At 54.7% G+C, this 13,751-nt stretch carries 9 protein-coding genes; 5 read left to right on the plus strand and 4 right to left on the minus strand.

What is annotated here, in order from left to right; genetic code table 11:
* Positions 1 to 97: 97 nt before the first annotated feature.
* Entirely contained in the window at positions 98 to 781 is a 684-nt protein-coding gene (locus KTH_RS03510; protein WP_111323900.1) for a TetR/AcrR family transcriptional regulator, read from the minus strand.
* A 260-nt stretch (positions 782 to 1,041) separates the two neighbouring features.
* On the opposite strand from KTH_RS03510, the gene KTH_RS03515 reads away from it, so the two are divergent.
* On the plus strand, positions 1,042 to 2,442 hold the full coding sequence (locus KTH_RS03515; protein WP_111323899.1) for a YhgE/Pip domain-containing protein: 1,401 nt from the start codon (positions 1,042 to 1,044) through the stop codon (positions 2,440 to 2,442).
* 36 nt (positions 2,443 to 2,478) lie between these two features.
* Here KTH_RS03515 and KTH_RS03520 read toward each other — a convergent pair whose 3' ends face one another.
* Positions 2,479 to 3,795, minus strand: coding sequence for an MFS transporter (locus KTH_RS03520; protein ID WP_170142712.1), 1,317 nt, complete (start codon positions 3,793 to 3,795; stop codon positions 2,479 to 2,481).
* Between the two features lie 169 nt (positions 3,796 to 3,964).
* Here KTH_RS03520 and KTH_RS03525 point away from each other — a divergent pair, with 169 nt between their 5' ends.
* The 3 genes from KTH_RS03525 to KTH_RS03535 all read left to right on the plus strand — a co-directional run bounded on the left by KTH_RS03525 (position 3,965) and on the right by KTH_RS03535 (position 7,084).
* Positions 3,965 to 4,543 carry an ArsR/SmtB family transcription factor gene (locus tag KTH_RS03525; protein WP_111323897.1) on the plus strand — a complete coding sequence of 193 codons (579 nt, stop codon included), beginning with the start codon at positions 3,965 to 3,967 and terminating at the stop codon, positions 4,541 to 4,543.
* A gap of 217 nt (positions 4,544 to 4,760) precedes the next feature.
* Entirely contained in the window at positions 4,761 to 6,437 is a 1,677-nt protein-coding gene (locus KTH_RS03530; protein ID WP_111323896.1) for a protein kinase domain-containing protein, read from the plus strand.
* A 338-nt stretch (positions 6,438 to 6,775) separates the two neighbouring features.
* Entirely contained in the window at positions 6,776 to 7,084 is a 309-nt protein-coding gene (locus tag KTH_RS03535; RefSeq protein ID WP_111323895.1) for a GlsB/YeaQ/YmgE family stress response membrane protein, read from the plus strand.
* Positions 7,085 to 7,264: 180 nt separating this feature from the next.
* On the opposite strand, the gene rpoB is transcribed toward KTH_RS03535, so the two are convergent.
* Both rpoB and KTH_RS03545 read right to left on the minus strand, forming a co-directional pair.
* Positions 7,265 to 10,762: a DNA-directed RNA polymerase subunit beta gene (rpoB, locus tag KTH_RS03540; protein ID WP_111323894.1), complete on the minus strand. Its 3,498-nt coding sequence runs from the start codon at positions 10,760 to 10,762 to the stop codon at positions 7,265 to 7,267.
* A gap of 592 nt (positions 10,763 to 11,354) precedes the next feature.
* Positions 11,355 to 11,648, minus strand: a complete 294-nt coding sequence (locus KTH_RS03545) for a hypothetical protein (protein WP_497616472.1) — start codon at positions 11,646 to 11,648, stop codon at positions 11,355 to 11,357.
* Positions 11,649 to 11,703: 55 nt separating this feature from the next.
* Between KTH_RS03545 and KTH_RS03550 the strand changes: the two genes are divergently transcribed.
* Positions 11,704 to 13,659: a hypothetical protein gene (locus tag KTH_RS03550; protein WP_497616474.1), complete on the plus strand. Its 1,956-nt coding sequence runs from the start codon at positions 11,704 to 11,706 to the stop codon at positions 13,657 to 13,659.
* The last annotated feature ends 92 nt before the right edge of the window (positions 13,660 to 13,751 follow it).

Genomic DNA, 13,751 nt, shown 5'->3' on the forward strand with positions numbered 1-13,751 from the left:
TCCTTTCTCCTGCCATATAGGTCATGGTGACATGTCACTGTGACATAGTATAGGCGAAAAAAAAGCCCCCTGTCAAGAGTATACAGGGGCTTTCTGGCTAGCGTGCTAGCTCTTTTGGCGGGAACAGGGTGCGATAGATCATATCGGTGATGGCGTCGATCAGGCGTTCTGTGCCCACTTCCGAGGGGACGACGATGCTCATGGTGTCGAACAGGGATAGGAGCACCAGCGCAGTGGCCTCAATATCGAGATCAGGCCAGGTCCTTCCTCGCTCGACGGCAACCTGAATCTTCTTCTCAAGCTCTTGAAGAATATACTCTCGAATCAGCCGCTGGTAGGGCTCCAGACTTTGATCTTGCGTGACCAGTTCGTGCCAGACCTGCCGTAAGCGCATATTCGCCTGGAGCAGCGCCGCGCTGACTGCCGTGCGAATGGTGGCGCGGTAATCGTCTAAGCTGAAATCCATGTCGATCAGGCGGATATGGCTGAAAATCTCCTCAAGTTGTTCGAGAAAGATGGCGATCAGCACCTGTCGTTTGTTGCGGAAGTAGCTGTAGAATGTGCCCACGCTGACCCCCGCGGCCTGCGCGATCTCGTCGGCGGTGGTGCCAATATAGCCCTTCTCGATGAAGAGAGGCACTGCGGCCTTGAGCAGTTCTCGGCGCTTTTCGCGGCTACGCGCTTGCTGCGGAATACGGGGAAAATCCTGATCCTCAAACAGAGATGCTGCTAACTGGCGGAATGAGTCCTGTTCGACGATGTGTTCCTTTTTGTCTTGCATAGTGTGCTACCTCGATCTAGTGTGGATGCCTGACGCCACAGGAAGTTTTCAGCGCAAAGTATAAGGCGCTTTCCTTTCCTCTGTCAACCAAAGCAGAAATATGAATATGACCTCATGTTCCTATTGCAATCCGGTCAAAAATAAGCTATACTCCTCGATGTGGAAGAAAACATGAGGTGAGCCTCAGATTTCAGTATTGATTCTAGCACAAATTGGTCCAAACAACGAAGCAAAAAACTGTAGTGGGAAGGTGATTTTTCGTGAAGAAGCAGCTTTTGTTACACCCGCTTACCTGGATCGTGCTGGTGGTCGCCGGACTGGTCACGCTGGCGATCCCCGCGAGTTATCTCGGCGGCTTGCTCGATCCAGAGGGAAATATGCAGGATTTTCCGATTTTGATTGCCAATGAAGATCATGGCGCAAAGCTCGATGGCAAACAGATCAACCTCGGAGACAAGATTACAGAGAAGATCAAAGATATCAATAGCAAGAATAATAAAGATGCGAATAAAATCAAGTGGATTGAGGTCAAGAATCGTCAGGCTGCGCTCGATCAACTGAACAATGATGAAGCATATGCTGCAATTGTCATCCCATCTGATTATACGTCTCGGATTGCGCAATTGCGTGATCTTAAGAAGCAGAACAAGAAAGAGCCCGTCACGCTTGAGGTCCTGACCAACCACGCTGCCGGAAGTATTGCCGGTTCCGAAGGTGAGAAGATTGCTCAGGGGGCCGCGATGAAGGCAACGAACGACGTGTTGACAGCTCTTCCTGCTATCAAGCCTGCTGGAATCAAGTTGAAGACCCCGCAGACCCCGGCAGAATATCAGCTTTTCCAGCAGCAGTTGATGACGGACCCGCAGGGCGTTATCAAGGCGCAGGCGACCGAGGCCGCGAAGCAAGCCGCTGACCAGACAAAGCGCATTGCCGAAATTCAGGGACAGCTTCAGAAGTCTGTTATTCCGACCGTGACTGACGCAGAGCCGACCGGAGCGAAATCAGGGCATGGTATCGGTGCGTTCTACTTCTCGCTGATGCTCTCGCTGATCGGCTACCTGGGCACCACCATCATTCATCTGGGAACCGAACTGGTGATCGGTCGAATTGAGGTTGATGTCTTCGGCAAAGCGATTCGCTTCCCGCGCGGCCAGATTTCGCCGCTGCTGCTCTGGTTCAGCAAGCTGGTGCTGGTTGTGATCCTGGCCGTTGTCATGGGTCCTGTGCTTACCTGGCTGGCTGTGAACTGCTTCGGCATGCCGGTATCCGATGGCGTGAAGCTTGGTTGGTTCTCGATCCTGGGTATCGGCGCGATCGGGCTGATTACGCTGGCGCTTGCGACCGGCTTTGGCGAGATCGGCGTTCTGCTGGCCCTCTTCCTGACGACGATCCTGGGCGTTCCGGCTGCGGGCGGTATCTATCCGCTGCAAATGGTTCCCGATTTCTTCCGGGCGCTGAGTGGCTGGTTGCCGTTGCGCTATCTCTCTGACGGTCTGCGCTCGCTCGTCTTCTATAATGCAAGAATGGAGGCCGGTCTGAGGAGCGCGATTACCGTTACGAGCATCTATGCAGGCATAGGTTTTCTTCTCAGTCTGGTGTTTGCCGCCATCTCGCAGTTTGTTGCCTCGCAGGGACGCGAAACGGTTCAACAGGCTGCGTAACCCGTCCCATCTCCGGTTTTTTATTCAGTGGGTGACTCAATGGCGAGTCTCCACTGAATTTTTTTTGGTTCTCATGCTGAAGCAGGCATACAGGCCACTCACCAGCACAAGCAGGGCAGAGACGCCAAGCAGCGTATCATAGGGACCGAAGTGGAGACCCAGAAACGAGGCGTCCAGGTGATAGAGATAGTGGCTGATGAGAAAGCCCGCCAGAGGCGCTGAGATCAGTTGTGCCAGCCGCATGCCTGGCTCGATCAGGGCAAAGACACGCCCGAGATACTCGCGTGGTACCAGCCGCATTGCCAGAGGCGAGACTGAGGTATTGAGAAACGAGTTACAGATACCCGTGAGAAAGGTCAGCAGAAACGCCGGAAAGAGGCTGGTTGAGCGTGAAAAGAGCAGCTCGAAGATGCCCATCAGCACCAGGCCACCCTGAAAGGTGCGCAGCGCTCCGAGCCGTCTCAAGCCCCACGTTGCGCTGAGCGCTCCGAGGAGCAGACCCGCGCTACCAACCGCTTCAAACTGCGGAAAGAGGGCGGGCGCGGCGTGCAGGCTATGTTCAAAAAAGAACGGGCCCAGGGTGTTGGTAATGCCACCTCCAAGCATCAATAGAAAGAGACTGACGAGCACACAACGTAACGTCGAGTTCCCTGTCACGTAGCGAACGCCCGACGTAAATTCCTGGAAAAGCGAGGCCTGTTCGCTGCGCTTCGCTTCGGCGGGAGCCTGTACCGCCAGAATGCAGCAGAATGAGATCAAGAACGAGCCCGCATTGATGATAAGCGCCCAGACAGCTCCAGCGCTAAAAAAGAGGATCCCTGCAAGCAGCGGAGCGAGTATCATAAAGGTGCTGTTACTGCTATAGATCATGCTGGATGCTTGCTCGCGTCGCTCGTCCGGGACGATATCGCGGTTCAGGGTCGCACGCGCAGGGGAGAAGAGCAGCGTGCAGAGGGTGCAGAGAAAGATATCTCCATAGATACAGATGAGCTGCCAGAGCGGGTCGAGCCGCCCTGGAATGACACCTGAGACGGGGAGCAACAACAGAATCAGCGCCGCCCGCAGAACATCCATCAGCAGCATGGTGCGACGCTTGTTCCAGCGATCAACGAAAACCCCGGCAATGGGACCAAAAAGGAACGTAGGCAACGCGATACAGAGTTCGAGCACTCCGGCTGCCAGCGGTCCCCAGGCTTGATTGTGCCCTATCTGATAGCTGATCCAGAGCAGAAGGGTCGAGCTAAAAACAAAATCCCCGAAGTTGGAAATAGAAATACCTGTCCAGTACAGGGCGTAGTTGCGGTTAATCAGCAGGCGGGTGAACCAGCCCCGGGGAGCCGTTTCGGCGCTCATGAAAGACCTCCTAAAAACAGGTAGAAAGACTGGCATATATCGTATGTTCGATTGATCTGGATTGTACCATGAAATTAGTACATATGGGAAGAGTGGTTCTATGATACTATGAAGGAGAATGGACAGGCCGCCTCTGAGGTGGCGAGCAAGCAGAAAAAGCAAGACAGGGATGATTGAGATGCAACCTGATTACGAACTGGAAGAAACAATGAGGCTGGAAACGCCTGAGCAGTATAAGGCGCTTGGTGAGCCGCTTCGCCTGCAAATCATCAATTTGTTGCAAGAGCGAGCGGCCACCACGATTCAGCTTGCAGAGGCGCTGCAACTACCGACCAGTACCGTGGCGCATCATCTTCAGGTGCTGGTAAAGGCTGGACTGGTCAAGGTGGTACGTACCCGGCAGGTACGGGCTATTACCGAGCGATATTATGGCAATGTAGCGCGCAGTTTTCTCGGCATTGTTTCCAGAGAAAGCGAGATGAAGGGTGTTGCCCGCGAAATGCATGGCGCGGTGCTGGCTGAGGTCTTCACCGCCATGCAAGAAGACACGCAGAGCGGGCTTGTTCACACGCTTGCCCGGGTGCCAATGAAGCGACGTCGAGAGTTTATCGAGCGTCTGGACGCCCTGGGAAAAGAGTTTGAGCAGGCTGCTGAGGCCGATAGCGACATGTGCGCGTTTCTCGGGGCGATCTATACTGTTCGTCTGCCGCAGCTCCGTCAGGAGGAGGAGAGTGATGATACAGTATGATATAGAAAGGAGCGCGATACACCACTAGTCCTAATGAAAGGGACCGAATGTTGACGGGGGGAAGGTCCGGCCCTATAGTTACTATGGGAAGCGATATCAAGAGCGATATCGGGAGTTCTCTCAAGAGCTGTAGCAAGAGCTGCACACAGCATGGTGAATACAGGCATAGTATTGTTTCTTATTTTGTGTTACTACGTTTCAGGAGAGATGGAGCGCTGTGAATCAGGGAGAGCAGAAATTTTTACACACTTCTGCCGAAATACCGGCGAGGGCGCTGGTCGGGCGGAAATTTGGACGCTATCGCATTGAACAACTGCTCGGGAAGGGAAGCCTGAACGCGGTGTATCTTGCGCGGCAGGAGATGCCCGTGCGTGAAGTGATGATGACGGTTTTCCTGTTACCGCCAGACTGTGCGCGCCCGCTTCAAGAGCGCTTCTTCCAGCGTTTTGCCAGAATCAGCGCCAGAATTATCGGCTTACAGCATCAACATATTTTACCGATTCTGGATTGTGGCATTCAGGATGAGTTTCCCTATCTTGTCACGCCCTTCCTCAACAGCTATACGCTGGCAAGCATCCTGAAGAAGGGACGGCTGGCTCCCGATCAGGCGTTGCGTATCCTGCAACCGCTGGCGGAGGCGCTGGAATACGCGCACCGTCTGGGGGTGATTCATAAGGCGCTGCGCCCGGTGAATATCTGGCTGGATGAGCGGCAGCAGGTGCAGATAGCCGGCTTCGGGTTGGTGGATATTCTGGCGGTACAGGGCATTATCGAGCCACTAACCGGCCCATACGACCATCTCTGTAGCCTGTCAGGTAGTTTTCTTGGCGCTCCTGAATATATCGCTCCTGAAGTGGTGCTTGGCAAGCCGGCGGGCGTGAGCTCCGATGTTTACTCGCTTGGCGCGATTCTCTTCGAGATGCTCAGCGGCAGGCCGCCTTTTAGCGGGAGCGATCCCTTTGAAGTGGCGCTGATGCATGTCCGGCAGCCAATGCCCTCCCTCAGTGATGTTTGCCCTGATCTGCCTGCCAGCCTTGATCTGGTGGTACAGCGTGCGCTTGAGCAGGACCCCGAGCGGCGCTTTCAACAGGCGGGCAAGCTATCCCGTGCGTTGACCCGCGTCCTGAACCTGATCGCCGTTGCTGAGCAGAGCAGCGAGTACCCGGTTGTGGCAAAGTCAAAAGCGCCAACCACAAGAAGCGAGACGCAGCCTCTCAGGCGGATTCCATCGCAGGGCGTCATTCCAAATCGAGTCTCAGCCTCTGGCCTGCATCCCTCCTGGGCCACAGTGACGACCTCGCTTACGAAGGTCAGGTTGACTCATGCGTCCGAAGCGACAACGCAGCCATCCACGCAACGGGTGCAGCCATCACCGGCGCAGCCCCCGAGGCAGCAGCCTGATACGCGGCCGCCCGCTTCACGTCGGAAGGGGATCGCTCGGCGTAGAGTGATTGCGGCGCTTGCGACTGGTGGTGTTTTGCTTGCAGGCGCTCCCTTCGCTGCCTATTTCCTTCAAGGCAAGCTCCAATTTTCCTCGGAAAATACCTCAGCGCATAATGCCGAGCAGCAGGCCGCCATGCCCCCGGGCGTCATCGGCATGAGCGACCAGCAAAAGTTCAACTCGGCGAAAGAGTTCGTCAACGAGAAGGACCACAAGCCAGGGATTCTTGTGCGCTTGAACGATGGAAACTTTGTTGCTTATGAGAGCGCCTGTACCCATGAAGCGGGCGCGACCGTGCACTATGATCCCGAGAAGCAGATGTTGATTTGCCCGCGCCATAATGCCGCCTTTGATCCTTATGACAATGGGAAAGTGTTGCGGGGCCCGGCAACGAAGCCGCTGGTAAAGGTCCTTATCCGTGTGAATCCCGATGGCACCATCACCAATGACTGAGGAAAGCGGCACTTTTGCAGCATTGAGCAATAGAGATACGTATGAGTTTTTAGAGAATAATCAGGGGAAATCCTGACCGTGGAGAGACCTGTCAGGCTGCCTCTGATGCGGTATCAGGCATATAGAAAAAGCGTGATGGATGCGGATGCCAGATCCAAAAGCAAAAAAATCTGTCTCCTATTGATAGGTATGAATCGTAACATAAATAGAAATGATGAGGGATGCCAAAGAGCAGGGAAAACATCTTTCATCAGAAAGGTGTGGTGCTATTTGGCACTCATATTCTGATCAATAGTTTTGACAGAATTGCTCATTGGAGAAAGGAAAGGGTAAACATTATGGTTTCAGCAGTGATTATGGCTGGAGTACTTGGAACTCTCTGGGCATGGATTGTCTGGATTGTGATTGGTGGTATTGCAGGCGCTATTGCTGACCGCATTGTGCAGGGGGATCGGTTAGGAATTCTCGGTAACATTATTCTCGGTATCGTTGGTGGTCTTCTCGGCGGCATTATCCTCGGGCTATTCGATCTCGGTGGACAGGGGATCATCTGGACATTTGTTACAGCCCTGATAGGTGCAATTATTCTCTTGTTGATCGCAAAAGCAGTTATGGGTGGTGTTGGTGGTCCGGCTCGTCGTCCGTAATGAGAAGACACATCAGACACAGCGAAGGGCTTCTCCTGAAAAAGGAGGGGCCCCTTTTTTATGATCTGGTGGAACAGTTGGCCGGGGAAGCTACCAGCAAGACAGTGCGATTGGTCATAGCCGCAAGAAAAAGCCGCCTCCGCAAAGAACGAAGGCGGCCTTGTTTTCTACCTATCAGATTTAGTGATCGAGCTCGAAGCCAGAAAGGTTGATACCGAGATCGGGCAGACCGTCTCGTGAGGTATCTTCCACGAACTGGATCTTCTGCTCGTCCTCATTCAGGACCTCAACGTTAATGGCGAGCGCCTGAAGCTCTTTGACCAGAACCTTGAAGGATTCGGGCACACCGGGCTCCACAATCTGCTCACCCTTCACGATGGCCTCATAGGTCTTCACACGACCGACGGTATCGTCGGACTTCACGGTCAGGATCTCCTGAAGCGTATGGGCTGCGCCATAAGCTTCAAGGGCCCAGACTTCCATCTCACCGAAGCGCTGACCACCGAACTGGGCTTTACCACCGAGCGGCTGCTGGGTGATCAAGCTGTACGGGCCAGTCGAGCGGGCGTGAACCTTATCTTCGACAAGGTGGGCTAGCTTGAGCATGTAGGTGTAACCGACCGTGATCGGGTGATCAAACGGCTCACCGGTACGACCATCATACAACTGAACCTTACCACTCTCAGGGAGTCCAGCACGCTTGAGGAGCTCAATGATATCCTCTTCGGTTGCGCCATCGAAGACCGGGGTTGCGACTTTCAACCCGAGTTCATGCGCGGCCCAACCAAGATGGGTCTCCATGATCTGACCGATATTCATACGGTGAGGCACACCAAGCGGGTTCAGAATGATATCGACCGGGGTGCCATCGGGCAGGAACGGCATGTCCTCAACCGGCAGCACGCGCGAGATAACACCCTTATTTCCGTGGCGTCCGGCCATCTTGTCGCCAGTACCGATCTTTCGTTTCTGGGCGACGCTTACGCGGACCACCTGATTGACACCAGGGGAGAGCTCATCGCCAGCCTGACGCGAGAAGACCTTGACCGAAATGACCTTACCATGCTCACCGTGAGGCAGACGCAGCGAGGTGTCTTTTACTTCGCGGGCCTTCTCACCGAAGATTGCACGCAGGAGTTTCTCTTCTGCGGTCAGCTCGGTCTCACCTTTTGGTGTGATCTTACCAACCAGAATATCCTGTGGGCCAACTTCCGCGCCGACATAGACAATACCGCGCTCGTCAAGGTGGCGCAGCGCCTCCTCACCGACGTTCGGAATATCGCGGGTGATCTCTTCGGGACCAAGCTTGGTGTCGCGGGCCTCCGTTTCGTACTCGTCAATGTGGATTGACGTGAAGAGGTCTTCGCGCACGATACGCTCACTGATCAGGATCGCGTCCTCGAAGTTACCACCTTCCCAGCTCATAAAGGCAACCAGAATGTTCTGACCCAGAGCCAGTTCGCCATCTTCCGTCGAGGAGTTGTCGGCGATAACCTGACCCTTCGAGACATAGTCACCCTTCTTGACAATCGGGCGCTGGTTGATGCAGGTGCCGTTGTTCGAGCGGGCATACTTGCGCAGCACGTGAGTGTGCAGCTTGCCATGCTCGTCGATGATCTCGATCTTTTTGGCTGTGGACGAAACCACTTCACCGGCTTCCTCAGCCACAACGACCTGACCGGAATCGATCGCAACCTGACGCTCAATACCCGTACCGACGATCGGAGCCTGCGGGCGCAGCAGAGGCACGGCCTGACGCTGCATGTTCGCACCCATCAGTGCTCGGTTCACGTCGTCGTGTTCCAGACAGGGGATCAGGGCACTGGCAACACTGACGGTCTGGCGTGGCGAGACGTCCATATAGTCAATGACGGAGGACGAAACCTCAACGATATCACCACCATAGCGGGCAAGCACGCGAGCCTCGGCGAACTCGTTGTTCTCGGTCAGAACCGCGTTTGCCTGGGCGATGTAGAAGTTCTCCTCATCGTCGGCGGTGTGGTACTCGATTTCCTCAGTGACGAACGGGCGCACTTTCACCTGTGTGCTACCGAGGAGTGCCGAAAGCTTCTCGAACAGTTCCGGCGTCACGCGTACCGGCGTGCGGGCCTTGTACAGCACCTCGCCATCGGCAGTGACGATGTCTTCGCGCTCGCGTCCATAGATACCCTGTAGCTCGTGGCCAATCAGGCGGCGATCATTGGCGGCGATGCGCTTATAGACCTTGCGGTATGGCGTCTCAATGAAGCCATAGTCATTGATCTGTCCATAGGTTGCAAGGTTGCTGATCAGACCAATGTTTGCACCTTCCGACGTCTCAATCGGACAGATACGGCCATAGTGCGACGAGTGAACGTCACGAACCTCGAAGCTTGCGCGCTCACGCGAAAGACCGCCAGGACCCATTGCGGAGAGACGGCGCTTGTTGTCGATCTCGGAGAGCACGTTCACCTGGTCCATGAACTGCGAGAGTGGGCTACCACCGAAGAACTCGCGGATCGAGGCAACAACCGGACGGATGTTGATCAGCGCGTTCGGTGTGGCCTGATCGGGCTCCTGAATGCTCATGCGCTCTTTGACGACGCGCTCCATACGCTGCAAGCCAACACGGAACTGAGCCTGAATCAGCTCACCGACGCTGCGCACGCGGCGATTCCCCAGATGGTCGATGTCATCGGGGCGCCCACGGCCATTGTTCAGTGCGATCAGGCGGCGCACGATGTTCACGATATCGTCCAGTGTCAGAATGCGGTAGCTCTGCGGTGTGGACAGATCGAGCTTGCGGTTGAGCTTGTAGCGACCAACCTTGCCCAGATCATAGCGGCGCGCATTAAAGAAGAGGTTGCGCACCAGCGAGCGGGCATTGTCCAGCGTGGCAGGATCGCCCGGGCGCAGGCGCTTGTAGAGCTCAAGCAGTGCCTCTTCTTCGGTCTTCACTGGATCGCGGTCCAGCGTGGCCTGAATATAGCGAATATTTGGATTGTTGTCTACTTCTGCAAAGGCATCGAGGATACCCTGATCGGTGGCAAGGTTGACCTCTTCAGAATGCCACTGCTCTTTTGCCAGCGAACCGATGGCGCGTAGCAGCGTCGTGACTGGAATCTTACGCTTGCGGTCAATTTTGACGGAGAGCAGATTTTTATTGCTGGTTTCAAACTCCAACCACGCCCCGTGATTCGGAATGACCTTCGCGGCAAAGAGCCGCTTCCCTGTGGTGGCATCCTCATCAACCGTGTAATACACGCCGGGAGAGCGGACAAGCTGGCTGACGACAACACGTTCGGCACCGTTAATAATAAAGGTACCGGCCTTTGTCATCAGCGGAAAGTCTCCCATGAACACATCTTTTTCGATGATCTCGCCTGTCTCTTTGTTAATTAAGCGTGCCTTAACTGTGAGAGGCGCGGCATAGGTCGCATCGCGTTCGCGGCATTCATCCTCCGAATATTTCGGCTTGCCGAATGGCTCAGGAGGAACGATAAATTCCAGACTCAGATTCTTGCCGGTGAAGTCCTCAATGGGGGAAATTTCCTCAAAGAGTTCCTTCAAGCCCTCCTGCTTAAACCACTCAAAAGAGTCTATCTGAATCTGGATAAGATTCGGCATTGGCCGGATTTCGGGAATGCGGGCGAACGAGACTCGTTCAGGGAGAATAGGAGTTTTTACACTTACTGCCATGTAGATGTTCTCCTTTAACCTAGTTGCCGGAATTGAAAGCGTACGAGAGACACAGAGATGCAAGCCTCTCAACAGCGTGAAATGAAAGGTGTAAGCTCATGCGATTACGGTGAGTTCTCTTCTCTTCTATAATAAAGAAGCTCCTGTTGGTTCCTGACCTTCAAGATGCAAACGCTTTGTGACCGGAGGAGAGATAAAAAGAGGCTCTGCAAAACATCATGAAACGCTCCCCCTGTCCTTCAGGACCAGGAGAACGCGGGTTCCTTGGAAATTTTTGTGTGTTCATGACGCCACAGTTGCCCTGCTTAATGATACCCTCAAACGTCACAAAAAACACCGTACTTTCGGACGATGTTTTTTTCTCAAAAGTATGCTATAATAGAAACAAACAAAGACCTGTAAGGGGAAACCTGCGGGTCTTCTCCTTTTTTGGGTAGTGAGGTGAGTGCCCGATCAGGTCATGCACAGCCATGAGCGACCCTTTGCAGGCGCTCTGGTTTGACTTCTGTGAAAAGCTCGATAACACAATTTCCCCTAAGCCTCTATTATATCCTATATGGCAAGGGCTGGCGATACCCCCGGGTAATGATTCCTACTCCCTTTCCCTGACTCCCTCTCCCTGACCTGTAAACCCGCTTCCCGGGCGCTCCCGCTGCTTTCCCGTCTGAAAAAGATTCTTAGAGGTGGAAAGAGCCGCGAGGGCCATGTTTCGATACAACGCCATCGGTCCGGTTGACAGGTGTGGCTGCACGGCTCCCGAACGCGCCTGTCCGAATAACTCCTCCTCGGGAGCAGCAGCGCGCAGACGACACGTCCAGATATTCGCAGATGAAAAATCGATGCGCCAAAAAGGCAGGGCCTGCACGTTTAGTATTGTGCGTCCCATAGGTAATAGGCTAAAGTAGTATGGAGTTGATGTGTTGAAAGGCTTATGGTGACTTATGAGACCACTCCAAAAATGCGATCTTGTGATGAAAGGCGGGATTACAAGCGGGATTGTATATCCTCCGGTAATCTTGCAGTTGAAGGATCGGTACATTCTGCGCAAAATTGGCGGCACCTCTGCCGGGGCTATCGCGGCCACAATTGCGGCGGCGGCAGAATATTGCCGCGATCAGGGCGGTTTCGAGTATGTGGAAAAGATGGGGCAGTGGCTTGGCTCCGGGCGAAACCTGCGCAACCTCTTTCAGCCCGAGCGTGAAACGCGTCCGCTGATGACGATTGTTGATGCGTTTTTCCCCCCTGTCGCGCCTTCGGCAACGGCGGATAAGAAGCAGCGTCCGCCGCGGCGCTTGTGGTCTGGTGTGTGGCGGCTCTTCTTCCTCTGGTGGGTTCGCTATCCTGTCCTGTCCCGAGGTGTGCTGTTTGGGCTGGTGGGTGGCGTGCTGCTGGCAGGGCTCTGTGCCTTGATTGTGCTCGGGTTGATCTCGCTGTTTGATCGCAGCGGGGCTCTCTGGCATCAAACGGTGTTCTGGAGTGTCTGGCTGGTGCTCGGGCTGGTGTTCGGACTGGTTGGCTTGCAGATTGGTGGGATCCTCCACGCATTGCGGCAGCTTCCACAACATGGGTATGGCATCTGTTCCGGCTACTCCCCTTCCGGCGACGAGCGGGTGCTGATGAACTGGCTTGCCCGCTGTCTGGATGGTATGCTTGCCGGGGGACGCGAGACGGTGCTGACCTTTGGCGATCTCAAACGCAATCGGGGCCGTCGTGACGAGGCCGGCAAGCCAGAGAGCATTGAATTAAGCATGGTCACAACCAACCTGAGCCAGGGCCGACCCTATGTGTTGCCCAACGAACTGAAGGGCTTCATCTTCTGTGCTGATGAGATGCGGCGCTACTTCCCGGAACCTATCGTTGCGCATATGGTGCAGTATGCGGGCCGCTTTGACGGCGATAACGAGCTTTCGGCGCTGGCGCTCCCTGAGGGCTACCACTTTCTGCCTGAAAAAGAGCAGCTTCCGGTGCTGGTTGCCATGCGTCTGAGTCTGAGCTTCCCATTGCTGCTCAGCGCGTTGCCCTTCTATACCATCCGTTCATCTGCCCTGCAAGAGCTGTTGCGGGGTGACAGGGAGCGGCTTGAGCCTGCCGATTTGCAGCAGAACTGGTTCAGTGATGGCGGCATCTGTAGCAATTTCCCAATTGAGTTTTTTGATTCCTGGTTCCCGCATTATCCGACGTTTGGTATTAATCTGCTATCACTCTCAAAAGAGCACTTTGTCAAGATGGATCAGGGGAGCCCACGCAGGCGCCTGCGCAGGCAGTTGTTCTCTGCCCTTGACCATCGACCGAATCGGAAAACCCTGCTTGACGAGCGCGATGATGTGCATCTGCCGCATCCGCAGGAGCTTCAGGATCCTGAATGGAACGAGCTCGAAGGCATCGACTCGTTTCTGTCGGCGGTGATCGGTACCGGGCTTGGCTATCGTGATACCCTGCAAGCAGCGCTTCCAAGCTACCGTGAGCGTATCGTACAGATCAGATTGAGCGACGATGAGGGCGGCATGAATCTGAATATGCCTCCGGCAACCATCAAGGCGATTGTGGAGAAGGGGCGCCGGGCCGGTCAGTTGCTTACTGAGTTCGATATGGAGCAGCATCGTTGGGTGCGCTTCCAGGTGCTTATGGCGCAGCTTGAGCAGAATCTGTCCGCGATGAATGAGGCAATGCATGAGGATGAGATGCGTCAACTGTTCCGGGAGGTCTGGAGCTCGCCTGATTTCCCGTATCAGCGCTTACGTCCCTGGTGCGAGAATGCTGAGACCCGGCTGATGGAGCTACACGAGTTGGTTTCTCACTGGCGCAAGCTGGCGGCAGAGCGCGGCGTTGCTTACCACTTCTCTGATGAGCAAACTCCACGGCCGCGCCCGGTCATGCGGCTGACAACCGAGCTTTAAGCAAGCAGGTAGAGAAGCGGCGAAGGCTTTCTTCGTCGCTTTTTTGTGGTTTCCTGTTCTATAAATACTGCAAAACTCACAGCTTTAGCCTG

The sequence above is a fragment of the Thermosporothrix sp. COM3 genome (assembly GCF_059696735.1).

Bases quoted from the DNA above. Each gene is read 5' to 3' on its own strand.
- KTH_RS03545 (WP_497616472.1), bottom strand. From the start codon at position 11,648: ATGGGACGCACAATACTAAACGTGCAGGCCCTGCCTTTTTGGCGCATC.
- KTH_RS03510 (WP_111323900.1), bottom strand. From the start codon at position 781: ATGCAAGACAAAAAGGAACACATCGTCGAACAGGACTCATTCCGCCAG.
- rpoB (WP_111323894.1), bottom strand. From the start codon at position 10,762: ATGGCAGTAAGTGTAAAAACTCCTATTCTCCCTGAACGAGTCTCGTTC.
- KTH_RS03525 (WP_111323897.1), top strand. From the start codon at position 3,965: ATGATTGAGATGCAACCTGATTACGAACTGGAAGAAACAATGAGGCTG.
- KTH_RS03520 (WP_170142712.1), bottom strand. From the start codon at position 3,795: ATGAGCGCCGAAACGGCTCCCCGGGGCTGGTTCACCCGCCTGCTGATT.
- KTH_RS03535 (WP_111323895.1), top strand. From the start codon at position 6,776: ATGGTTTCAGCAGTGATTATGGCTGGAGTACTTGGAACTCTCTGGGCA.
- KTH_RS03550 (WP_497616474.1), top strand. From the start codon at position 11,704: ATGAGACCACTCCAAAAATGCGATCTTGTGATGAAAGGCGGGATTACA.